This window comes from Leadbetterella byssophila DSM 17132 (genome assembly GCF_000166395.1).
In the GTDB taxonomy this organism is placed as follows: Bacteria; Bacteroidota; Bacteroidia; order Cytophagales; family Spirosomataceae; genus Leadbetterella; species Leadbetterella byssophila.
In genome coordinates this window covers 595,674-617,266 of sequence record NC_014655.1, presented here as the reverse complement: position 1 = coordinate 617,266, position 21,593 = coordinate 595,674, and the positions used below count along the sequence as shown (strand labels likewise).

Below are 21,593 nucleotides of genomic sequence, written 5' to 3'. Positions count from 1 at the left end.
TTTTAAACACGCTCACTCAGCCTGAAGACGGGTGAGATCGGGATTTTTAAGTTATGAAAATTTATTTTCATGTAGCGCAAGCGAAACGCACCCTATACCAACCCCCTACATACTGTATAGATTTAATTTCATGGCATAAACCCTTATGCCATGAAATCAGGATTTTACATTAAGATCAGCCACACTTCCTCACAATGACCGGATGGGGCAGATATCTTTTCCAGAAAGAGATATTTTAATGGACAGCCTAAAATATTGCTGTCGCGAAAAGGAGATGATGTGATCATGTCCATGCATATACACTTCATCATCCAATCTGAAAAAGGCAAACTTCCGATCTGATCCGCGACTTCAAAAAATTTACCTGCGCAATGATCATGGTCTAAAAGAGAGTAGAAGGGATAGATTTGAATTCGCCAATTCCCGAAGAAATAACGGAGCAAATTACCAACTCTAGCAATCAGGCAACCGCCTACTGAAATAAAATCCTCAAAAATACTTTGGCAAAAAACAAACTATATACATCTAAATCTAGTAAAAGCCGGGATTGTGAACGTTGCCTATCACTATTCCAGTACTTCGAACCATGCAGAGCATACTCGAGGTAACTTTAGCAGATAACCAAATTATCTACCCTAAAGATTATTTCACCAAGCCTTTAATTCCCATCTGTTTCAATACATCTTTAGCATCAATATTGACTATATCTTACCCTCCACACCAAATACGCAGATGCTAAACTCACAGCAGCGAATCCCTTCTCCATAGTGGTCTTAGCCAAGAGGTTCCCTACAGTGTTGAGAAGAAAGAAAACCATTAGTAACCATAAAAACTTGTCCAATAAGGATTCTTTCATCAGAGATCTGAAAATTCCCACTCTCATCCCTACTAACCAAATGACAAAAGCATGAACAAGCATCGCCAGGCCCTCGAATCTATACATATCCGATACCGAGCTAAGTTGACCTCCCCAGACCTTATCGAATGGAATTATCCGGAAAAGCACCAGAAGGTGGAATACCATCATTGCACCTTGGATAAGGATAAACACCCTAGCACACTTCTTATTTCCCATAGATCAAATTAAAGGTAAGGCACTTGTTTCGAACATGGTTTTGTTGCCAAACGCCTTGAAAATAAGATCGAATCACTTACTTTTATTAAGTATTAGCCCTACTACCATGAAAAAGTTGATTCTTTTCCTCTACTTATTGCACTTCAATGCTGTGGCCCAAATCGAACCATATGTCCAAGAAGTGGAAGAAGCTTGTACCGTTTTCTCTTCACTTTGGAATAAAAACCTGTACGCCCCTTTACTTTTCGTTGAACCTCAAAGTCGGAAAATCTATACCATCAAGCCGGGAGAATCCTTAGTGGAAGGTATTTTACCTGACTCCGTAAACTTAGGTAACACCTCCATCCACTGGAATGGAACGCATTGGGCAATGCTCATCCTGCCTTTACCACAGGATAAGACAGGAAGAATCCAACTCCTAACGCATGAATTATTCCACAGAGCACAGAAGGATCTGGGGTTTGAACAAAACAATCCCGACTGCTCCCACCTTAATGATAAGGACGGGAGAATCTACCTAAGGCTAGAACTAGAGGCTTTAAAACTAGCTCTGGAGGAAACAACTCGGCAAGATTTCCATCTCCAAAATGCCTTATACTTTAGGCAGAAAAGACATTCACTATATCCTGCTAAGGTTCAAAACGAAAACCTCCTAGAAATGAATGAAGGCTTGGCAGAATTTACGGGAATCATACATAGCAATAGGACAAAGCAGGATACGAAAACCTATTTCAGATCAGCCATAGACCGCTTCATCAAGAGCCCCACCTACGTACGGTCTTTTGCCTACCAAACCATACCTGTGTATGGGTATTTACTACGGCAAAAAGATGTTAAATGGAATCAAAAATTGAATAATGATTCGAACCTAACCCAGATTTTTCTCGACGCGTGGGGCACAGCAGTGGCAGATGAGAATGTATATCAGGGGGCACTCATCCGAGAGGAAGAAGAAATCCGAGCGGAAACCAACCGGAAAAGAGCATTGGCGTATAAAGCCCAACTGATAGATCAAGCCCATGTGGTCTTGCCGCTTGAAAAGATGAACATTTCATTTGACCCGAGGAATATCTTCCCTCTACCTCCCTATGGGACAGTTTATCCTACCCTCACCGTGATCGATAATTGGGGTAAATTAACCGTAAACTCTGAAGCCCTTATTAGTGAAGATTGGAAAGAAGTCAGAGTTAGCTTACCAAAGTACAACCCGCAGATGAATCTAGTTCAAGGTGAAGGATGGGAATTAAATCTCAATGAAGATTATTCACTAATAGAAAGCGATAAGGGCACATTTACCATATCCAAGAAAAGCCCATGAAACCCGTTCTAAGCTTTAAACTTCCCCCAAGAACATTTCCCAAGAAACAGAGTTGAATGATGTTTCTAAAGGCAATATTTATTAGACAAATATAACTTCTCAGGAATGACCAGTCAAAAATTCCCTTTCTAAAAGACAAGAGTTGATCCAGTATAAATCAGCTTCTTACTGTAATATTTATAGAAGAATGAAGTTTACGCAATTGTAATAACGCTGATCTTGCATTTTTGTACACCGTCATTTATGAAAATTTGTCCCAAATTTTCCTAGTGGAAGCCAAAGGGTTTTCCTTCATGGAACCTGCTAGATGGAACAGAAATCGTGTTTTAATATTCGGATAAAGGAAACCACCTTTGGACAGGATCCGTTAATGATTTTATGTAAAGATCAAATTAATGGTTTTGCACAGCTCATAGGATCCATACCTGGATTCCTTATAATCGCAGTAAATGGGTACTATACTTCCTAATTTGGGGAGCAAAACTAGATTATAAAAATTAGGAAGAAGTGCAGAAAAGTGACAGAATTCCACAAATTATATACCTCGAAATTCTGAAGAAAAAATGTGAATGACGGAAAGGTCATTCGCTCAGAAATATCGGCAAAAACACACTTTCAAAACGTTTGACAACAAAGAGTAAAGCTAAAAAGACAGTAATAAAAAAGCAATAAGACAACCACTCTACTTTTATAATTGCTTCACTAAAACTCCCAACAGCCAATGCAACAAAACCCATAATAGAATAATATTTACCTTGATTTAGCTTTAATAATTCCCCTTCCAATTTGTAGAAAATGGTAAACAAAGGAATTAGATACGGAATAACCATCAAGAAGAATAGAAACTTTTTATACGTAGGAAGGACTAAAACATTCTCCTTATAATAATCTTTACGCTTTTCCTTTCTTCTTGTCTCCACATACCTTTCTATGTCCTCCCTTGAGAGCTTCCTTTTCTGTAATTCTTTATATGCCACCTCTACTGCATACGGAGTGAAGTCATCCCTTTTTTCTAATACTTCTAAATCTGATGATCAGTATATTTTGCATATCTTTTCTCTAAATCCATGAATTATTTCATTAGTATCCAAAAATAATTAAAATTCTGATTATCAGAAATTATCTATATCTTTTGCAAATCGAAAATAAAATGTATGCAACATTTCCCATTTGCTCAACAAGCGCCCAAGGCACTTCACGATGAAAAAGACATTTTAGGGCTAGCTGTAGGCGGGTCAGTTGGATGAATTTTCCGATCTAACTATAGTTAGTAAGGATAAGATTTCAACGCAGAAGGAAAGTATGCTCTTGTATGCCAGAAAAATGGGTCCTTTATTGTCGGCCTTTACAGGAGAGCACGTGGGTGAACCACTAGTGTTGATTTGCTTATATGACCATCCATTATTGCATGTAGAGTTTGTAAGCCTTGAAGAATTTAAAGAGAGAGTAGAAAACCCACATATTCTTCTGGATTAGGACGGCTCACTGAAAAGGATTATCGATGCGACCTCATCCCACTTTCCTCATCCGGATTTCCAATGAATCTGTTCTGGACTTGGATACATTATGCTTTGCTAAAGGTGGGATGTGGCGAATACATGGAAGCTTTTGATTTCCTGGGATATTTGCGCATGGTGGTACTAGGTCCTTTGGTTCATTTGAAGAACAAGAATCTTCCTCGTGGAGTAAGAAAAGTAGAAAGTACCATACTTAAGCAAGATCTCGATCATTTGCTAGGCACACTTCCTACATACTCCAAACTCTCATTACTAAGCAGTCTGAAGAATGCAGTGGTTCTCTATAAATCACTGAGAACTGAACTTTACCCAGATGCCGTAAACATCAACTACAACGTGGAGGAAAAAGTTATGGAATATTTCGAAGAAATTCAAGCCAGAAGTGGGGCAATTTGAGGGGCAATTTGCCCTCTAAAGAATATAAACCCCTATATAATATAACATTGAAAAAGAGCATTAAAGTTTCATTCATTGATTGATAATCCATAACTAGATTTTCAAACCCTAATGAAGGAAAGTTCTTATCTTTGAGCTCCGTTCTGGCATGGAAAGAACCTATGAAGTTCGCCTTAGCCCCTTCCCCTGGTCTTTGTCGGATGGACTTCAGATCTTGCAGACCTATTCAAAGATGGCAGCGAAGAAGAAAGCAAGCATCCTATGCTTTCCGGAAACCTTCCTGCCGGGTTCATGGGAGAAGAACCAGATCCCCAGGATTTGAAAGGTGCGCAATTGACTGCACAAGCCATTGCGAAGAAGTATCCATTGGCCCTTCCCATGACAAATTATCTGGACGGTACCTGGCATATGTTGGATGGCCAAATTTAGGGATACCAAACTAAAAACCAATGAACCCCCTCTGAGGATCACATTCGGGAAGCCGGGACAAGTGTTTCACATCCAAGGGCTCATCAGCATTTGTCGTGAAGGATTTAGGTCCGTGAAAAATTACATTACTTCCAACCAGCCTCGTTCTTTAGACCCTGTCTCTTTTCCATCCAAAGTTAATCCTAGGTTCCTGGCCAAGTTTTGCGTTAGAAGATCCGGTTGGATTCTCCCTCCCATCCATGTTTTTCATCTTCCAATACATCTACCCTAAACCTTCTCCGAAGAGCATGGGTTCAGAGCTTTCATAACCCAGTTGGTTTAATAGAGTCCCTGTGGCTGTGGTTTCACCATGTTGTGCTACAAATGGCTTTTTCATATGATCTTTTTTGGACCAAATTATCCATACAAAATCACAAGGGTTTGTCAGCAGATAATCAAATACTAAGCATATATTTACTTCAGAAAATATAGAGAGACTATGACCCACGATGAAAAGATTGCCAGAATGACCTTCTCTTCTGTATATCCCCATTATGTTACCAAGGTAGTGAGTAAAGGACGAACAGAAGAGGAGTTAAAGCAAGTGATTGAATGGTTGACAGGATTTGATGACTCCGCTTTACAAGCGCAGATCAACAAGAAATCTACCTTTGAACAATTCTTTGAAGAAGCAAATCTTAATCCGAATGCACATTTGATCACAGGAGTTATCTGCGGCTATAGAGTGGAGAACTTAGAAAATCCTCTCACCCAAAAAGCCAGATACTTGGACAAGCTCGTAGATGAACTTGCCAAAGGAAGAAAAATGGAAAAGATCTTAAGATCCTAAGTCAAACATACTTTCTAAGTCGTACTTAGATAGGGTTCTGAAGGCAATTAACGTTTCCGTTTTGATGATACCCGGCAGATTACCTATGGTCTTGGTCATCAGATCAGCTAGGTCCTCGTTCTTCTGAACACGGGCCAGGGCCACTAAATCGTATTGACCACTTACAGAGAAAACCTCTGTAATACCTTTGGTGCCCGCCAACTCTTCACCTACGGCATTGATGTGGGAGCGTTCCACTGAAAATAAAATTACTGCAGTAACCATATCAAAACATTTCAAATTTTAAGAGACGAGCGGGAAGCCCCCCGTTCATCATTTCTATCTTTTCTTCTGCTCTCAAGCCAATAGAGCGCAAAGCATCCAAATCAGAGCTGATAATCCAGGCATCAAATCCTTTGTACCTCTGTTTTAAGGTATCTCCCATCTTCTTGTAAAAGGCATCCGCATTACTGATCTTCAATCTTTCACCATACGGAGGATTCAATACCACTACTCCCCCACTTCCTTTGGGTTCAGATTCAAAAAAGTCCTCTTTCTTCAAGCTTAGGTAATCCTCCACTCCCGCCTTTTCAGCATTTTTGGCAATCAGTTCCAAACTTGAATTTAACAAATCCCGGGCATGAATTTGCAGGTTAGGATCACTTATTTTTTTATTCAGTTCAAAACGAACCTTCTCATATAAATTGGCGTCAAATTCTAACCAATTTTGAAAACTGAATGACCTGTTCCAACCGCTCGGTATGCCAGTCCCTATCAATGCCGCCTCTATACTAAAGGTTCCGGAACCGGCCATGGGATCTATGAAGGGTTGAGTAGGATTCCAACCGGTATGCAGTATAATACCTGCCGCCAGCACTTCATTAATGGGAGCTTCGTTAGAAACTCGTCTATATCCTCTTCTATCTAAACTTACACCTGAAGAGTTGATTGACAGGGTAACTTTATCTTCGTGAACTCGTATATTAAGGTAGATGTCCGGGTTTTGGGTATCTATGCTTGGTCTCTGACCGGTTCGTTCACGGAATCTATCTACAATGGCATCTTTGGTCTTTAGAGCCAAAAACTGGGAGTGCCGAAAGACAGTTCCGCTAAGCACTGCATCTATAATGAAGGTTTGTTCCAAAGAGAACACATCTTCCCAAGGGAAATCCTTAACCTCCCTGTATAGTTTTTCTTCATTATGAGCTCTAAACTCAATTAAAGGTACCAGTACCCTTAAGGCCGTACGCAGTGATAAGTTAGCTTTATACAACAATGCATCATCACCTACGAAACTCACAGCCCGCTTTAAGACCTTCACTTTCTCTCCTCCTAATGCCTTGATTTCCTTAGCCAAGACATCTTCTAGCCCCATTAAGGTGGTGGCTACCATTTCGTATTTATCCATTACCACTTGATCTCTGGTTTACCTAATTGCTGTAGGTATTCGTTTGTTTTTGAAAAATGTTTGGTACCAAACCACCCACCGGAATTAGCGGAAAGCGGAGACGGATGTTTCGCTTTAAGCACCAAGTGCCTGTTTGGATCTATAAATTTACCTTTGTTTTGAGCATATGCTCCCCAAAGTAAAAAGACTAAATTTTCTTTCCTTTGATTCAGTAGATGAATCACTGCATCTGTAAAGGTTTCCCAGCCCTGGTTTTGGTGGGAACCGGCCTGACCTGCCCTAACGCTTAAAGTGGCGTTCAGAAGTAAAACCCCTTGCCTTGCCCACTCCGTCAAATCACCACTCATAGGCACTTCCTTTCCCACATCATCCTTCAATTCCTTAAAAATATTCCGAAGAGAAGGAGGAAAAGCCACACCCGGTGGTACGGAGAAGGAAAGTCCGTGAGCTTGACCAGGGCCATGATAGGGGTCTTGACCCAAAATAACCACCTTTACTTCTTCAAAAGGAGTCTGATTAAAAGCTTCAAAGATCAATCTTCCGGGAGGGTAACACACTTGTGTACCATACTCTTGTCTGACATACTCCTTCAGCCTTTCAAAATAGGGCTTTTCAAATTCCTCTGCCAGCACTTCCTTCCAGGATTCATGTATCTTCATTAAAAAAAGGTTCTCGTATTGAATTGCGACAAAATTATGTTTTAATTTACAAATATTTAACAAGTTTCGCGTTAATAGATCGAATGATCACTGCCATTACTCATGGGATTAAGGTTAGTGTAAAACCGGAATACCAGCCGTTCTATTCTCAGCCGGCGCGGAATCTCTATGCCTTTTCCTACACCATAAACATAGAAAATACTACTGACGTTACGGTCAAACTTTTAACCCGGCATTGGGAGATCTTTGACTCCTACGGTACCGCCTACGAAGTAAATGGAGAAGGTGTGGTGGGATTATTCCCCATTATTGAACCTGGGGAAAGTTTTGAATACACTTCTGGTTGTAACTTTGCTTCCACAGTAGGTAAAATGCAGGGAAAATATATCATGCAAAGGGTAAGAGACGGTAAGACATTTGAAATCTCTATCCCCGAGTTCCTCCTAGAGGTTCCATATATCTTAAACTAAAATGCTTTTCGACTTCTTACGGTATTATATTAAGGCAGGAAATGCCCATAGCATTCATTCTCCTTTTGTATTTGAACTATATACTAAAATCTACAAGGATTTTACACCTCAAGAAGAGTTCCAGGAACTTGAAAACTTAAGGAAGAAATTACGAGCAGATGATCGTGCCATACAGATCACTGATTTCGGAGCAGGCTCCCATTATAAGAATCGGACCATTAAAGACATAGCTAAACATGCGCTAAAGTCCCCCTTCTGGGCTCAGTTCTTCTATAGGATAATCCGACACTATAACTATTCTCATATCCTTGAATTAGGCACTTCTTTAGGCTTAACCACTTCTTATTTAGCCAAAGCAGCACCAACAGGAAAAGTCTACACCCTAGAAGGATGCCCCCAAACTCTGCAGGTGGCTGAGGAAAATTTTGACCAACTGGAGTTAAGCCACATTCATACGTACGTAGGAAATATTGATCAAACCTTACCGGATCTATTGGAGAGAATAGAAAAGTTAGATTTTGCTTTGCTTGACGCAAATCACAGGTATACTCCTACCCTAAGCTACTTTGAACAGTGCCTAGCTAAAGTTCATGAGCGTTCAGTGCTGGTTTTTGATGATATCTACTGGTCAGATGAAATGAAAAAGGCCTGGCAGGAGATTCAAAAAAGAAAGGAAGTTTCCCTTTCCTTGGATTTCTTCCATGTCGGCATGGTTTTCTTCCGCAAAGGCGTAGAGAAGCAGCACTTTGTACTTAAATAAGAGGATTTAAACTACGCTTTTGTTCGCAAGTGCATTGGAAGTAATGATGACCCAAATGGCACTCATAAGTATCACCAATCGTCCTAATCCGCCCATAGCACTTTCAGGCCCATCAAAGTATAGGAGCATGCCGAAGATCATAGAAATCTCTATGGCCCCAAAAAGAACCGTAGCAAAGAGTATCCTCCCTCTAAATAAGCTCACGTCTGATTGGCGGTAAAACTGCAAACATATAAATAGAGTTCCTAGCAAAGCCGCTCCTAACAAACTAAAGCCAATGGCGTGCCACTGACCGTGCAAGGTGGGTTCAGCATGTAGGGGATCCGGATAAAAGAAGGCACACAATACATTGCCGATACCTGCAAGGACAAACAATACTGCCCCCATTTTGGACCTCCAGGTCTGTAAAACTTTAATGACTCCTAAAGCAAAAGTAAAAAAAGATAAGGAAAGAAGAAGAAATGCACATTGCATAAGCCAACCGTATTCCCCAATCAAATAATAACTAAAAGGCTGCCAAGTAGGATCAATTTCTGGCTTTAACAGATGCAAGAGAATGAATAGTAGTATAAACCCGTATGCAGAGACCTTTGCTATAAAATTCATGAGTAACTATAATTCAGCATTAACCTGATTGCTTCTAAAATAAGCCCCCCAAAACACAACTTGCATGGGTACTGCTTCTTAACCAACAGCCGTCTAAGCAACCAAAATACTTTTGGCAAGCTCCTTATTCTTCAAATGTATATTATTTCCGTATTCCTTTCAGCAGAAACGTTCGTTTCTTTGTTGAATAGGTAGAGACCACATCAACTTGAAATGCTAAGCACTTTACTAACTCATACTTATACGGAACCAAAACCGCTTTAACTTCAGCATTAAATACTTCCTTGTAATGTAATAAACTTTCCCCTGTCTGAAAGTTAAAATACAAGCCTCGAGATACCGGGTTGTAAGTTTTTAGATTTACTCCTATAATTCTTCTAATTCATTCTCAACAGGTACCTTATTTCAAAGAAGGAATGTCCTCCCCAAATGTTATCAAATTATGATCCGGATCTAAAAGACTGAATTCCCTCTGACCCCAAGGCTTATCTTCCAACAGCCTATATATAACAACCTTAATTCCCGAATAAATCTTCTTTATATCCTCTACACGAATATAAATCTGTCCGTAATTTTGGTAAGGATCCAGCGCTTCGAAAAGAAAAAAATGCAGCTCTACCTCGTCTCTCTTAAGCATTAAGTAATCTCCGTAATCACCTAAAACTTCAAACTCTAAACCCTTTACATAGTATTCCTGTGTAATGAAATTATTACGCATGGGCAATTTCGGACAGACGGATTTCCACATCGCTCTTGAATCTTACACTATAAATGTATAAGTATTTCCCTCAAGTGCCTAAAAATCAATGTTAAAAAATGTAGCAATTAGAACGGATAACCTATACCGAAGTTGAGGTTTAGACCATAGGGCGCTCTTCTTCTTAATGAGAACTTATCTAACACAAACCTATCCCCTTCTTCCCTACTTGGGTCTACCACCTTGATCCCCCAGTCGAAACGGAACAGGAAGAAGCCTAAATCCCAGCGCACACCAAAACCTGTTCCCACTGCGATTTCCTTATAAAACCTACCGAAATCAAAATTGGATTTGTTATACCGCTCAGGAATATTGATCTGATGCCACTTCCACACATTTCCGGCATCCATAAATAGGGCCAACTGAATATTCCCGGCAAATCGTATAATATTCCTTCGGTATTCAATGCTTCCTTCTAACAGAATATCTCCGGGTTGAGGAATGGTATTCCCTACAGCCGTGGTGTCAGATGCAGATGACCCCGTACCTAAAGACCGCGGTGCCCAAGCCCTGATGCTGTTACTGCCTCCTACAAAGAAACTTTTATCGTAGGGAATGGCTTTGTTCTTCCCGTAGGGATTCGCTACCCCTAAATTCACCCGGAAGGCATAACTACTTTTGGGGCTCAGATTTATGCTTCTTCTGTAATCAGCATTGAACTTCAGGAACTGGAAATAGGCTCGAACGGAATCCGGTCCCGCTGACATGGGAAAAAGATCTTCTACTAATCCAATCCTCTCCTTATCCTTAGTGAAATTCAATACCGTACCAGCGGACTCAATAAAAAAGCGGAAGAAGGTAGAAGTGGAAAAAGGCTTACTAGGGTCTTGATTATTATAGACGTAGTTCGCATTTATAGATGAGACAAATTGTGGGTCAAAGGTCACCTTCAAGTTGTTACCAATCCGCTGCAAAGAGTCTAAGGTCCGGTAAAACTCTCTACCGGAGGCATTGTTTGAATAGGAGGTATTAATCAGGTACGCATCCAAGAAATTCATGTACAGGATAGCGTATTTATTTAGCTGCAAGGAATTACCCGCGGTCAATTTAAAATTCGTTCTCGTTCCCCAGAAAGGCTCAGAATAATTATAGCCAATACCAAAGGTGGTCCTAGGGTTCATCAGATTCACCCTTCTGCCTTTAGGGTGGAAGGGAAATAGGACAGGTAGAGTAATGTTCAGGTTCCCTCCTAGTTCTAAACTACCTCTTATGGCATTTTCAGAGGTGCGGATAGGTGTGGGCTGACCTTCATAAGATCCTCTAACCCCCAGTTCTATGATCTCCAGTTTTCGTAAAACATTGCGCATAGAAAGCGATACCGGCACACCGAAGCCAAAGAAACTGTTCCCGTCAGTGTATATATTGTTAATCCCCGGAGAGATACCGAAAGTGAATCTTTCCTGAACAGGGGCAAAGTATTCTAGATCCAGATGAGTAGAATCTACCACCTTCAATTGAGAACTGGCAAAAGAGAATTGGTTAAACAGGGAAATCTGCCTTTGAGTCTCATATATAGCCGCATTACTGAACAAATCACCCGGCTTGGTAAATATTCGATTTCTGATCAAACTCAAAGGAACCGAATGATCAGGCCGAATAAATTTCACCCCTCGAATCACCGTAGTATCTGGACGAGAATTCTTACTATTAGGGTCAAAGGTCTTAAAGATCACATCCCTTAAATAGTACTGTTTGTGTGAACCTAATACGGGATTAAGGATCTGCAATTGCAGATTCCCTTCCTTCCTTTCTTTGAACAGCTCTTCACTTTGCTCATAATTTGTAACCCCGTAGGTGATGTATCGATTATTAAAGCTGTAAAAGCCATTGTTCTTGAACAACTGCTCGAGGCGTAATTTCTCCGCTTCTACTTGTTGGTGGTGCAAAGGATCTCCCGACTTTAACAGTCGGTTCTTAACATCAGCCTGTAGCAGGGAATCCATCACCGGATGATTTACCACATAGAAAAGGGAGTCTATCCTGTACAAATCTCCTTCTTGGATTTGGTATCTGACGTTATATCTCTGCTTTTTGCCTAGTCTTATGGTATCCCCCGCTACCTGGGCATCTCTGAAGCCACGATCAAACAGGTATTTCTGGATACGAGAGGCTGTTTCCTGCACATCTTCAGGGGAAATATAGACTTGGGGCTCACCTATATTCGCATAGAACCAAGAGATCTTATTTTCCAAAGCGGTCTCATAACGCTCCATTTTTCTTTCCCATTTGGCCGCTTTCTTTAAAGAATACCCTTCCTCACTTTTGAGACGTTCAAGGGCAAGCTTTTTATTGGCCCATCTTCTGGCCGTTTTTAAAGAGTCAAAATTATTTTGGCCAAAATTATACCACCAAACCCTCGGTGTAATGGGCAGACTGAAAGGTTTTGAATTTTCTCTTTGAGCAAATGGAATGATGAGTTCCAATTCCTCTTTGAAAACCTTCTCCTGCCCTTTGAACTGGTTTTTCCACAACAAAAGCTTATTTTGAGGGGGAGGTATATTATTTTTACAGGAAAACAAGGAGAGCCCTGCCAATAGAGTTAAAATATGTAGTAAGGGCTTGAGCAAAGGCGATAGGAATTAATATGATCTCTAAACAACAACAAAAATACATCCAATCTCTACATAATAAAAAATACCGTACGGAATATGGTCAGTTCTTAGTAGAGGGTGAAAAAGGCATATCTGAACTTCTACATTCTGATTACCAGATCATTCAGATCTATATAACAGAAGAATTTGCTCAAAAATTACCTACCCATAAAAACCTGATGGTAGCTCCGGTAACGCAAATCGAGTCCGTATCTACCTACAAATCCAATGCCTCAGGTATCGCTGTGGTTCAACAAAAACGATTTGAAGTACCCGAAAATTTTCAAGGCCGAATACTAATTTTGGATGGATTGAGGGATCCAGGAAATTTGGGAACCATTATCCGACTAGCCGACTGGTACGGAATAGAACACTTGATCTGCTCAGAAGATACAGTGGAATTCTATAATCCTAAGGTGATCAGCTCAACAATGGGTTCATTCACCCGAGTAAAACCTTATTATTTGGATATACATTCTTTTATGGAGAAGTATCCACATCCTATTCTGGGTGCTGACCTGGAAGGTCAAAACGTGCACAAGTGGGACTTTCCGAAGAATATGGCATTAGTCATAGGTTCTGAATCACATGGGATTTCAGCGGAAACGGAGCGCCAACTGACAGACAAAGTCAATATTCCAAGGATAGGAAAAGCGGAATCCTTAAATGCAGCTATGGCTACGGGGATTATCTTGGACAATATGTTTAGAGAGATTTAGAACAGTTCTTAACTCAACCCATCCCGCATGAAGAACTTAGCGTGTGCTCAAATTCGTGCTACTTGCAAAAAGATAGATCTCAACTACTGGACAAGCTCAGAAACGGAAGGGTAAGTGGGATGTTTCCCACTTAAAATGAACCATTATGCGCTGTAATACCTTATCCTTATAGACACTTTTGTCGTATCACAGTAAATACTTACTATGAAAATATTGATTCATAATCTTCCCACAACCATTAAAAACTGCGATCTATTCAAATTATTCCGACCTCACGGCGAAGTAGAAGACATCTCCATACCCTACAATATCTTAGGCTACGGACAGGGACATGCCTATGTCAAGATGAAAAATAAAAAAGAAGGAGAAATAGCCATCCAGAATCTACAAAATCTAGAAATAGAGGGTACAAATGTTATTGTAGAGGAGTGGTACACACCTTTAGACTAAAAAAGCCAGACCTTGTTAGGTCCGGCTTTATGCTCAAATAGAACTCATCTTAGTATCTTGAAGACCTTTGTCCTCTTTCTTCGGCTTGCTTAACCACTATGGTTCGGCCGTCAAGTTCTGAATCGTTTAAGCTACGAATAGCGTTAGAAGCTTCTGCATGATCGTTCATTTCTACAAAACCAAACCCTTTGGATCTACCTGTATAATTGTCCATAATCACCTTAGCAGATTTAACCTCACCAAAGTTTTCAAAAGCTTCTCTTAATCCTGCATCTTGAGTATCAAAACTCAACTTTGCCACAAAAATGTTCATAATAAAAAAATAAAAAGTAAAAAAATGTGGAGCAGATCAGAAATAAGATCAGATGAATAAACAGGAGAAAATAGAAAAGATATACTCTTTTATAAAGGTACGAATAATATTTTTAATTTCCTAATTTTTAAACACTTACTTTCGTAACAAGCCGATCTACCTTTCGAAGTGATACACAATAGAGGATTAATCCAACTCCCACTGAGAAATTAATTTACTTTTGATCTGTCTAAATGCCAAATCCTGAGCTTCTGCATAGGAGATACCATATGCCCTTTCAATCAACTGTACTCCTTTAGGGAAGCGAAATACGATTTGGTCATAATAATGATCCAACTGCTCCTTAGTAGGCATTTCAAAACCCATTCTTGCCTGAAATCTCCGAATCAATGCGGGATCTAGGATCTCCACATGATTCGTTGCCGCTATTAATAAGGCGGAGCATTGGTCTATCAGTTGGATCAAACTATTCACCAATCTCCTCATTTCTCCCACGTCCTTGTCGTCCGCACCTCGGGCCTTGCCGATGTGGTCAAATTCATCCAGAAACAATACGGCTTGCTCCCTATTGGCTTTATCGAACACAGATTTAAGGTGTTGACCAGTTTCTCCTATACGGGAAGAAACCAAATTTGAAAGATGAAGAATATATAGCTTTTTACCTAATCCATTTGCTATGGCGCTTGCCGTCATGGTCTTGCCACAACCGGAAGGACCATAAAGCAAAATCTTATGCTGTACCGGCAAGCCATATTCTTCCAGTCTAGACTTATAGTGAAATTCTTTCAGAACCTGCTCTAGCGCAAGTCTGTTATCATTACTGAGGAAAATATCCTTTAAACTTATATTACGAGTATCCGTAAGGGTAAGATCAGAAATATGCATTGGTATGTATCATCCTAAAGGGACAACAAGCACAAGAAAATGAAAATTCAAATCCTAATCCAATTTATAAATCATATAATGCCAAAATTCCACGGTTAAATCAATAATTTTTACGAAATTCGCGCCGAATTTTAACCAATTCCTGAATGGAGAATAAAATAGACAAGAACTATATCATCGGGCTTTTACTGATGGTACTAATGTTTACGGCATATTCAATTTTTTATACGCCGTCTAACCCTACTACCCCTGAAAAAACAGAGGTTACATCAACTACTAAAACCGCCCCAAAGGCAGTCAATCCTATACTGGACAGTACTACTGCAGCTGCCCCTGAAAAGGAAATTGTGGTGGAAAACAAAGACATCAAAGTAACCTTCTCGAGCAGAGGTGGGGTCATCAAACAAGTTGCCTTAAAAGATTATAAAACCTATGCAGACTATATAGGTGGTAAAGACAAGGCGGAAATGGTGATCTTTGACGGATCAAAATCCAACTTGGACTTTGAAATCCCTACTGCAACAGGTGCTTTAAAACTTAGCCAAGTGAACTTCCATACAGATGCTGTAAATGCTACTGTAGCTGAAGGTCAACCTTTGACCCTGGTTTTTAGCACGCAAATCCAAGGTGGAACCTTGCAAAAAACTTACACTTTAAATGATAAAGGATTCGAAATCCAGCACGGAATCAGCACCCAAGGATTAGAAGCAGTGGTAAGAAATGCTCCCATTGTACTGAATTGGGAAAACCACCTCCAAGTACTAGAAAATGACTTGAATGAAAACCGAAAAGGCTCTCAAATCAATTATTTTGACAAAGAAGAAAACTTTGAAGACTTAGGAGGAAATAGCACCTCAAATGCAAATGAAGAAGCGGAACTTCCTGTAAAATGGTTTAGCTTCCACCAGAAATACTTCACCTCTGGTATAGTATTCGAGAACTCTTTCTTCCAAAAGGCTAAATTCAACATGGAAACTCCCACGGCAGATGAAAGCGTGGTGAAGATAGGAACGGCTACAGCGGAGATAGCTTATGCAGATTTCATTGGAAACAAAACTTCATTCAAGTACTACTTTGGGCCAAATGAATTAAAAGAACTGAAAGCAGTAGGTTATGATTTCCAGAAGAACCTATACTTAGGTTATGATATAGTAAAGCCTATTAACCGTTACATCTTTGTTCCTTTATTTACCTGGGTAGAATCCTTCGTATCTAACTATGGCTTATTGATCATAGTTGTAGTATTGATCATCAAATTAGTACTAACTCCTTTGATCTACAAATCCTACATGAGTTCAGCTAAAATGAGAGTTTTGGCTCCGGAGATCAACGCCATTAAAGAAAAGGTTGGGGATGATCCTGTGAAATTACAACAGGAGACCATGAAGTTGTACCAGCAAGTAGGCGTGAACCCATTGAGCGGATGTATCCCTCTATTGCTTCAAATGCCTATCTTGATGTCAGTTTTCTTCTTGTTCCCGAACTTAGTAATGTTCCGCCAGAAAGAATTCCTTTGGGCAAAAGACTTATCTACCTATGATAATTTGATCAGCTGGGGTTTCAATATGCCTATTTTAGGAAACCACCTCAGTTTATTCGTGGTATTAATGACCATCTCCAGTTTGGCCTTTACCTATTACAATAATCAAAATACTCCTGATCAACCGGGACCGGTGGATATGAAGAAGATCTCCTATATCTTCCCGGTAGTGTTTATGTTTGTATTAAATAGTTTTCCAGCGGCCTTAAGCTTCTATTACCTTGTATCTAACCTGGTAACTATAGCTCAGCAGCTAATCGTGAAACGCTTTGTCAACGAAGAAAAGATCTTATCTATTTTAGAGAATAACAAGAGGAACTACCACAGTAAGCCTCAGAAGAAAAATAAATTCTCGGACTTCTTAGAAAAGCAGATGCAGGCCTCGGAAGAAATGAAGAGGAAAAGCGAGGAACTGAAGAAGCAACAAAAGAAAAGAAATTAATTCGTAAATTGGGCTGCAAATGCAGTCCATATTTATTTACAAGCAATGAAAAAAGCATTCCTAACATTTTTACTTCTTCCGGGCTTACTTTGGGCTCAAAGTATAGACTATTTGTCGCAGTACAAAGAAGGAGTAGCACTGTTCAAAGAAGGCAATTTTGAAGGTGCATCAGCTAAATTCAGCAACTTAACCAACAAGAACTACGACAATAAAGTAGCTCCCTATGCCTTCCTTTATGCTGCCCAAAGTGCAGAGAAAAAAGGGAATAAATATCAGGCAAAGATTCTTTACCGAAATCTGCTCACCTACTATCCCAACTGGGATAAAATAGATGAGGCCAGGATCTTATATGCTCAAAATAACCTGGCAGACGGCTACTATGAAGAGGGTTTAAAAGCACTGCATGAAATAGAGAACGAAAAGTACAATGGCTTGAAATTGCAAGTAATGGAAGACCACATGAAGAATGTAAAAACCATTGCTGCTTTGAAACAACTCTATGCTAAGTATCCTAATTATCGACCAATAGCAAAGGCATTAGTAAATAAGATTCAAGCGAACAGATACAATACAAAAGCTGACCTGGAGATGTCTGACATGCTGACGAACAGGTTCAAATTATCTGAAGAGGAGAAACCTAAAACTACTACAAAAGGGAAAGCTGAGGGCCTTCATTTTGGTTTATTACTTCCTTTTGAACTCCAAGCCTCAGACCCTACCCTACCTGCTTATAGGTACATATATGATCTATATGCAGGTATGCAAATGGCCCAAGAAAAATTAGGAAATGAAGGTACTGCCCTTTACTTGCATCCGTTTGATATTAAAAATGATGCCAATGCCTATAAATTAGCCGAGAAAAAGCCGGGATTTGAAGAGATTCAATTGTTTGTAGGGCCACTCTATGCCGCCCCCAATAGTTTGGCTCAAAAACATATTATGGATAAAAATCTGATACAGGTGCATCCTACCTCGAATAACCTAGACCTGATCAAAGACCATAAGAACGCCTTCCTGGTACAGCCTTCTCATGCACAGCAGGCAAATAAAGCTTTAGATTTTGCGGCAAAAGAAGGATGGGCCAAAACAGTCAGTATTTATTACGGAGACTCCAGAAAAGATTCGCTATTTGCTTCCATATATGCAGGAGAAGCAAAAAAAAGAGGATATACCGTCTTAGAATTTAAAAGATTTACCACCCAAAAATTAAAGCCTCAAAAAGGGCATCTCTTCTTAGCGGCTGATAATAATCTGGGCGTGAAATTCCTACAAAACGCAGCCATGAATCAGGTGGAATGTGAGATCATCATGACTGCAAGCTCACTGAGTTGGGACCGGATAAATACCAGCGTATTGACGGAAAAGGTTGCATTGATTTATCCGGAATTTGTGAATAGAAATAGAGAAGTAGTTCAAGAATTTGAAAAGGCTTACTTCGATAAACATTTTGCCCTTCCTTCCTATTATAGTTATTTAGGATATGATATTGTGTACTATTTCGGGAATAGACTTAAGAAAGGCAAGAGCAGTTTTGATAGAGAAGTGAATAGAGGGGAATATATAGATGATTTCCTTTTAGGAGGATATGATTTTAGTAAGAAAGTAAAACAAAACGATATCGTCCCCATAGTCAAATTCAGGGACCAAAATTTTGAAGAAGTATACAGATGATTAAGAAATCCGAAAAAGCTTTCCAAGAAGCCGTAAACTACATACCAGGTGGCGTAAATTCTCCAGTTAGGGCATTTAAATCCGTGGGTGGTACTCCCCGATTTATAAAAAGAGCGAAAGGGGCCTATCTAACAGATGAGGACAATACTAAATACATAGATCTTATTGGATCATGGGGGCCTATGATCCTAGGCCATGCCTTTGAACCGGTGGAAAACGCCGTTAGAAAGGCCATCAAATCCTCCTTTTCCTTTGGTGCACCTACGGTGAAGGAAGTGGAGATGGCCAAATTGATATGCGATTTGGTTCCCTCTGTGGAAATGGTTAGAATGGTGAACTCCGGTACAGAAGCCACCATGTCTGCCATACGCTTAGCTAGAGCCTACACAGGTAAAAACAAGATCATCAAATTTGAGGGTTGCTATCACGGTCATGGAGATGCATTCTTGATATCTGCCGGCAGTGGCGCTTTGAGCCTTGGTGTCCCTGATAGTCCTGGAATCACGCCATCCACCTTGGGGGATACTTTAACTGCTCCATATAATGATTTAGATGCAGTTAAAAGATTATTGGAAACCCATAAAGGAGAAGTAGCCGCCTTGATCATTGAACCTGTAGTGGGTAATATGGGATGTGTGCTACCGAAAGAAGGCTACCTCCAGGGCTTGAGAGATTTATGCACAAAAGAAGGTGTAGTCTTCATCTTTGATGAAGTAATGACAGGATTTCGTTTAGCATTAGGCGGAGCCCAAGAAAGATTTGGCATCACCCCGGACTTAACAACAATGGGCAAAATCATTGGTGGAGGAATGCCGGTAGGCGCATATGGAGGAAAGAAGGAAATCATGCAAATGGTAGCTCCTTCCGGTCCCATGTACCAGGCAGGAACATTATCCGGAAACCCTATAGCCATGTCTGCAGGTATGGCCATGCTTAAGCACCTGAAAAAACATCCGGAAATCTATGCGCAGTTGGATGAAACGGGCGCTTTCATAGCAGAGGGTTTACGAAAATCTGTGAAGGAATTAGGACTAAACTATACCGTAAATCAGATAGGCTCCATGTATAGCTTATTCTTTACCTCTGAACATGTGGTAGACTTCAAAACAGCAAAGACTGCTGACATACCCGCCTTTAGTAAGTACTTTCATCAGATGCTAAACAGAGGAGTTTACCTTGCTCCTTCTCAATTCGAATCCTTATTCTTATCTACGAAAATTGATAAGCGAATAGCGAACAAGATTTTGAGAGCAAGCCATTACAGTTTAACTTCTCTTGTTGAAGAATAATTCAGGGAAAGCCTTTTCCGGGCTTTCCTTCTTTAATTTCAAAAAGGACAAAAGAAATCCACTTCCGTACCCCAAAAATTGGGTAAAGACAGCCCTACAAGCCATTCCACCTATACTCATACTCTTATATTCTAAAGAAGCCATTACAAAGCACACAAAGAAATATAGGAGATAAGCCAAGAGAAATACAGGATAACCCACCAAGGCACAGATAAAGCTCCCTATACCGCCTATCAGAAACAATGAAGGAAACCAGTAGGTTAGTTTCTTATACTCCGGGTGCCAAAGATTTAGAATGGGTCTCACCTTTCCAAATTTATTGACCTGGGTATAAAACTTGTCCCAGTCGATTCTTCTCTTATGATAAACGGAAACCTGAGAGAATAAGCGGGTTTCAAATCCTAATTTCCAAAGCCTGAAACTGAGATCCGGATCTTCTCCCGGATGTATGCTCCCAAAACCTCCCGAAGCATCAAAGGCTTTTCGGGATAAACCCATATTGAAACTACGAGGTTGAAATTTCCCTAGCTTTTCTGAACCACCTCGTACACCACCTGTAGTTAAAACGGAAGTCATTGCAAAGTTTATTGCCTTCTGAACAGGAGTAAAAGTAGCAAGTGCGGTATCCACTCCACCAAAACAATCTACATAATCTTTCTCTAACGCGGCATGTGCCTGTTTCAAATAATCAGGAGGAAGAATACAGTCAGAATCCAGGATAAGAAAGTAATTTCCTGTCGCATTTTTCATTCCAAAATTACGGGAATCTCCCGGCCCGGAATTGGACTTATAGAAATACGTGATCTGAAGTTTATCTTGGTATCTTTTAACCACATCTTCTGATCTGAGGTTCGAACCGTCCTCTACGATGACCACCTCAAAGGGCTTAACGGTTTGCTCACATAGTGAAGCCAGAAGCTCGTCAATCTCCTGAGGACGGTTGTAAACGGGAACAATAAGTGAAAAGAGGATTTGCATGTAGCAAATATACTATTGGATCAGGGCTAAAAATGCAAAAATTAGCAATGTGGATAAATAATTAAACTTTTTTTTATGGGGTATTTGGAAGTAAAGAAAAAGCCTTCTACTTTTGCACCACGATTTCGGAAACGAGGTCGTGACATAAACAAAAAGAGGCCGTTTAAGCACGCTAATTTTCGATTTATGGGACCAGCCGGCCCTATCGTCTAGCGGTTAGGACACGTCCCTTTCACGGATGAAACCGGGGTTCGATTCCCCGTAGGGTCACTTAGGGAGACACTGATTATCAGTCGTCTCCCTATTTTTTCAACATAAGTGTCTATATACCAGGCGGTTATTGCTTGGTTATCTGGTGTTCGATCTCTGAGGTCAGTAACTTTCCCTCTTGAGCTAGATTGGTCAAAAAAAACGCCTTAGGATATCTCTAGAGGATTTTCCCTGATGTTCGATTTCTCTTTAAGGTTGGGGAATTTTGGTCTACCTCTAACATGTTAGAATTTTTCGCTATT

Annotated in this window: 24 protein-coding genes and 1 tRNA gene; 14 read left to right on the top strand and 11 right to left on the bottom strand. The window is 40.2% G+C overall.

Translation table 11 applies throughout. The features are described 5' to 3' along the window. Nucleotides 1-691: 691 nt before the first annotated feature. Nucleotides 692-1,075 carry a hypothetical protein gene (locus LBYS_RS02860; protein WP_013407393.1) on the bottom strand — a complete coding sequence of 128 codons (384 nt, stop codon included), beginning with the start codon at nucleotides 1,073-1,075 and terminating at the stop codon, nucleotides 692-694. 106 nt (nucleotides 1,076-1,181) lie between these two features. On the opposite strand from LBYS_RS02860, the gene LBYS_RS02855 reads away from it, so the two are divergent. Continuing rightward, nucleotides 1,182-2,393: a hypothetical protein gene (locus LBYS_RS02855; protein WP_041823404.1), complete on the top strand. Its 1,212-nt coding sequence runs from the start codon at nucleotides 1,182-1,184 to the stop codon at nucleotides 2,391-2,393. 581 nt (nucleotides 2,394-2,974) lie between these two features. Here the strand turns inward: LBYS_RS02855 and LBYS_RS02850 are convergent. Further along, nucleotides 2,975-3,313, bottom strand: a complete 339-nt coding sequence (locus LBYS_RS02850; protein ID WP_222836531.1) for a hypothetical protein — start codon at nucleotides 3,311-3,313, stop codon at nucleotides 2,975-2,977. 319 nt (nucleotides 3,314-3,632) lie between these two features. On the opposite strand from LBYS_RS02850, the gene LBYS_RS19385 reads away from it, so the two are divergent. From LBYS_RS19385 to LBYS_RS02840, 5 genes are all read left to right on the top strand, one after another. Further along, nucleotides 3,633-3,869: a hypothetical protein gene (locus LBYS_RS19385; protein WP_222836530.1), complete on the top strand. Its 237-nt coding sequence runs from the start codon at nucleotides 3,633-3,635 to the stop codon at nucleotides 3,867-3,869. A gap of 62 nt (nucleotides 3,870-3,931) precedes the next feature. Then, entirely contained in the window at nucleotides 3,932-4,306 is a 375-nt protein-coding gene (locus LBYS_RS19380; RefSeq protein WP_222836529.1) for a hypothetical protein, read from the top strand. A gap of 148 nt (nucleotides 4,307-4,454) precedes the next feature. Then, nucleotides 4,455-4,628: a nitrilase-related carbon-nitrogen hydrolase gene (locus LBYS_RS19845; RefSeq protein ID WP_148225752.1), complete on the top strand. Its 174-nt coding sequence runs from the start codon at nucleotides 4,455-4,457 to the stop codon at nucleotides 4,626-4,628. After that, nucleotides 4,568-4,735 (top strand): hypothetical protein, encoded by a 168-nt coding sequence (locus tag LBYS_RS19225; protein WP_013407391.1) that lies wholly within the window; start codon nucleotides 4,568-4,570, stop codon nucleotides 4,733-4,735. The genes LBYS_RS19845 and LBYS_RS19225 overlap by 61 nt, the downstream gene beginning before the upstream one ends. Nucleotides 4,736-5,213: 478 nt before the next feature. Then, the gene (locus LBYS_RS02840; protein WP_013407390.1) at nucleotides 5,214-5,564 is read left to right on the top strand and encodes a DUF2200 domain-containing protein; all 351 of its coding nucleotides are present in this window, start codon (nucleotides 5,214-5,216) and stop codon (nucleotides 5,562-5,564) included. Here the strand turns inward: LBYS_RS02840 and LBYS_RS02835 are convergent. The 3 genes from LBYS_RS02835 to ung are packed head-to-tail and all read right to left on the bottom strand — an operon-like array spanning nucleotide 5,553 to nucleotide 7,610. Further along, nucleotides 5,553-5,828 (bottom strand): Lrp/AsnC family transcriptional regulator, encoded by a 276-nt coding sequence (locus LBYS_RS02835; protein ID WP_013407389.1) that lies wholly within the window; start codon nucleotides 5,826-5,828, stop codon nucleotides 5,553-5,555. The two genes, LBYS_RS02840 and LBYS_RS02835, sit on opposite strands and share 12 nt — an antisense overlap. A gap of 1 nt (nucleotide 5,829) precedes the next feature. After that, nucleotides 5,830-6,951, bottom strand: coding sequence for a THUMP domain-containing class I SAM-dependent RNA methyltransferase (locus LBYS_RS02830; protein WP_049781293.1), 1,122 nt, complete (start codon nucleotides 6,949-6,951; stop codon nucleotides 5,830-5,832). Beyond that, nucleotides 6,951-7,610 (bottom strand): uracil-DNA glycosylase, encoded by a 660-nt coding sequence (gene ung, locus LBYS_RS02825; protein ID WP_013407387.1) that lies wholly within the window; start codon nucleotides 7,608-7,610, stop codon nucleotides 6,951-6,953. Before ung ends, LBYS_RS02830 begins: the two co-directional genes overlap by 1 nt. Nucleotides 7,611-7,693: 83 nt before the next feature. On the opposite strand from ung, the gene apaG reads away from it, so the two are divergent. Both apaG and LBYS_RS02815 read left to right on the top strand, forming a co-directional pair. Then, on the top strand, nucleotides 7,694-8,080 hold the full coding sequence (apaG, locus tag LBYS_RS02820; RefSeq protein WP_013407386.1) for a Co2+/Mg2+ efflux facilitator ApaG/CorD: 387 nt from the start codon (nucleotides 7,694-7,696) through the stop codon (nucleotides 8,078-8,080). A gap of 1 nt (nucleotide 8,081) precedes the next feature. Continuing rightward, nucleotides 8,082-8,840: an O-methyltransferase gene (locus tag LBYS_RS02815; RefSeq protein ID WP_013407385.1), complete on the top strand. Its 759-nt coding sequence runs from the start codon at nucleotides 8,082-8,084 to the stop codon at nucleotides 8,838-8,840. 6 nt (nucleotides 8,841-8,846) lie between these two features. Here LBYS_RS02815 and LBYS_RS02810 read toward each other — a convergent pair whose 3' ends face one another. The 3 genes from LBYS_RS02810 to tamL form a co-directional block, all read right to left on the bottom strand. Then, nucleotides 8,847-9,446, bottom strand: a complete 600-nt coding sequence (locus LBYS_RS02810) for a DUF998 domain-containing protein (RefSeq protein ID WP_013407384.1) — start codon at nucleotides 9,444-9,446, stop codon at nucleotides 8,847-8,849. A gap of 400 nt (nucleotides 9,447-9,846) precedes the next feature. After that, nucleotides 9,847-10,164, bottom strand: coding sequence for a bleomycin resistance protein (locus LBYS_RS02805; protein ID WP_229310450.1), 318 nt, complete (start codon nucleotides 10,162-10,164; stop codon nucleotides 9,847-9,849). Between the two features lie 107 nt (nucleotides 10,165-10,271). Continuing rightward, nucleotides 10,272-12,737: a translocation and assembly module lipoprotein TamL gene (gene tamL, locus LBYS_RS02800; protein WP_041823401.1), complete on the bottom strand. Its 2,466-nt coding sequence runs from the start codon at nucleotides 12,735-12,737 to the stop codon at nucleotides 10,272-10,274. Nucleotides 12,738-12,787: 50 nt separating this feature from the next. On the opposite strand from tamL, the gene LBYS_RS02795 reads away from it, so the two are divergent. Then, nucleotides 12,788-13,513 (top strand): RNA methyltransferase, encoded by a 726-nt coding sequence (locus tag LBYS_RS02795; protein ID WP_013407381.1) that lies wholly within the window; start codon nucleotides 12,788-12,790, stop codon nucleotides 13,511-13,513. Nucleotides 13,514-13,717: 204 nt separating this feature from the next. Then, nucleotides 13,718-13,963, top strand: coding sequence for an RNA recognition motif domain-containing protein (locus tag LBYS_RS02790; protein WP_013407380.1), 246 nt, complete (start codon nucleotides 13,718-13,720; stop codon nucleotides 13,961-13,963). Nucleotides 13,964-14,012: 49 nt separating this feature from the next. On the opposite strand, the gene rbp is transcribed toward LBYS_RS02790, so the two are convergent. Together rbp and LBYS_RS02780 are read right to left on the bottom strand one after the other, a co-directional pair. Further along, entirely contained in the window at nucleotides 14,013-14,276 is a 264-nt protein-coding gene (gene rbp / locus LBYS_RS02785) for an RNA-binding regulator (protein ID WP_013407379.1), read from the bottom strand. 186 nt (nucleotides 14,277-14,462) lie between these two features. Continuing rightward, on the bottom strand, nucleotides 14,463-15,161 hold the full coding sequence (locus LBYS_RS02780) for an AAA family ATPase (RefSeq protein WP_013407378.1): 699 nt from the start codon (nucleotides 15,159-15,161) through the stop codon (nucleotides 14,463-14,465). A gap of 146 nt (nucleotides 15,162-15,307) precedes the next feature. Between LBYS_RS02780 and yidC the strand changes: the two genes are divergently transcribed. Genes yidC through hemL form a run of 3 tightly spaced genes read left to right on the top strand, consistent with a single transcriptional unit; the run spans nucleotide 15,308 to nucleotide 20,103 of the window. Next, nucleotides 15,308-17,143: a membrane protein insertase YidC gene (gene yidC / locus LBYS_RS02775; RefSeq protein ID WP_013407377.1), complete on the top strand. Its 1,836-nt coding sequence runs from the start codon at nucleotides 15,308-15,310 to the stop codon at nucleotides 17,141-17,143. A 45-nt stretch (nucleotides 17,144-17,188) separates the two neighbouring features. After that, nucleotides 17,189-18,814: an ABC transporter substrate-binding protein gene (locus LBYS_RS02770; protein ID WP_013407376.1), complete on the top strand. Its 1,626-nt coding sequence runs from the start codon at nucleotides 17,189-17,191 to the stop codon at nucleotides 18,812-18,814. Then, nucleotides 18,811-20,103, top strand: a complete 1,293-nt coding sequence (gene hemL, locus LBYS_RS02765; protein WP_013407375.1) for a glutamate-1-semialdehyde 2,1-aminomutase — start codon at nucleotides 18,811-18,813, stop codon at nucleotides 20,101-20,103. Before LBYS_RS02770 ends, hemL begins: the two co-directional genes overlap by 4 nt. On the opposite strand, the gene LBYS_RS02760 is transcribed toward hemL, so the two are convergent. Then, entirely contained in the window at nucleotides 20,080-21,081 is a 1,002-nt protein-coding gene (locus LBYS_RS02760; RefSeq protein ID WP_013407374.1) for a glycosyltransferase family 2 protein, read from the bottom strand. The two genes, hemL and LBYS_RS02760, sit on opposite strands and share 24 nt — an antisense overlap. A 198-nt stretch (nucleotides 21,082-21,279) precedes the next feature. Between LBYS_RS02760 and LBYS_RS02755 the strand changes: the two genes are divergently transcribed. After that, a tRNA-Glu gene (locus tag LBYS_RS02755) sits at nucleotides 21,280-21,351 on the top strand. The last annotated feature ends 242 nt before the right edge of the window (nucleotides 21,352-21,593 follow it).

Bases quoted from the DNA above. Each gene is read 5' to 3' on its own strand.
- LBYS_RS02795 (WP_013407381.1), top strand. From the start codon at position 12,788: ATGATCTCTAAACAACAACAAAAATACATCCAATCTCTACATAATAAA.
- LBYS_RS02805 (WP_229310450.1), bottom strand. From the start codon at position 10,164: ATGCGTAATAATTTCATTACACAGGAATACTATGTAAAGGGTTTAGAG.
- LBYS_RS02815 (WP_013407385.1), top strand. From the start codon at position 8,082: ATGCTTTTCGACTTCTTACGGTATTATATTAAGGCAGGAAATGCCCAT.
- ung (WP_013407387.1), bottom strand. From the start codon at position 7,610: ATGAAGATACATGAATCCTGGAAGGAAGTGCTGGCAGAGGAATTTGAA.
- LBYS_RS02830 (WP_049781293.1), bottom strand. From the start codon at position 6,951: ATGGATAAATACGAAATGGTAGCCACCACCTTAATGGGGCTAGAAGAT.
- yidC (WP_013407377.1), top strand. From the start codon at position 15,308: ATGGAGAATAAAATAGACAAGAACTATATCATCGGGCTTTTACTGATG.
- LBYS_RS02810 (WP_013407384.1), bottom strand. From the start codon at position 9,446: ATGAATTTTATAGCAAAGGTCTCTGCATACGGGTTTATACTACTATTC.
- hemL (WP_013407375.1), top strand. From the start codon at position 18,811: ATGATTAAGAAATCCGAAAAAGCTTTCCAAGAAGCCGTAAACTACATA.
- LBYS_RS02790 (WP_013407380.1), top strand. From the start codon at position 13,718: ATGAAAATATTGATTCATAATCTTCCCACAACCATTAAAAACTGCGAT.
- LBYS_RS19225 (WP_013407391.1), top strand. From the start codon at position 4,568: ATGCTTTCCGGAAACCTTCCTGCCGGGTTCATGGGAGAAGAACCAGAT.
- LBYS_RS02760 (WP_013407374.1), bottom strand. From the start codon at position 21,081: ATGCAAATCCTCTTTTCACTTATTGTTCCCGTTTACAACCGTCCTCAG.
- LBYS_RS02770 (WP_013407376.1), top strand. From the start codon at position 17,189: ATGAAAAAAGCATTCCTAACATTTTTACTTCTTCCGGGCTTACTTTGG.
- LBYS_RS19380 (WP_222836529.1), top strand. From the start codon at position 3,932: ATGAATCTGTTCTGGACTTGGATACATTATGCTTTGCTAAAGGTGGGA.
- LBYS_RS02780 (WP_013407378.1), bottom strand. From the start codon at position 15,161: ATGCATATTTCTGATCTTACCCTTACGGATACTCGTAATATAAGTTTA.
- LBYS_RS02840 (WP_013407390.1), top strand. From the start codon at position 5,214: ATGACCCACGATGAAAAGATTGCCAGAATGACCTTCTCTTCTGTATAT.
- rbp (WP_013407379.1), bottom strand. From the start codon at position 14,276: ATGAACATTTTTGTGGCAAAGTTGAGTTTTGATACTCAAGATGCAGGA.
- LBYS_RS19845 (WP_148225752.1), top strand. From the start codon at position 4,455: ATGGAAAGAACCTATGAAGTTCGCCTTAGCCCCTTCCCCTGGTCTTTG.
- LBYS_RS02855 (WP_041823404.1), top strand. From the start codon at position 1,182: ATGAAAAAGTTGATTCTTTTCCTCTACTTATTGCACTTCAATGCTGTG.
- LBYS_RS02835 (WP_013407389.1), bottom strand. From the start codon at position 5,828: ATGGTTACTGCAGTAATTTTATTTTCAGTGGAACGCTCCCACATCAAT.
- apaG (WP_013407386.1), top strand. From the start codon at position 7,694: ATGATCACTGCCATTACTCATGGGATTAAGGTTAGTGTAAAACCGGAA.
- LBYS_RS02860 (WP_013407393.1), bottom strand. From the start codon at position 1,075: ATGGGAAATAAGAAGTGTGCTAGGGTGTTTATCCTTATCCAAGGTGCA.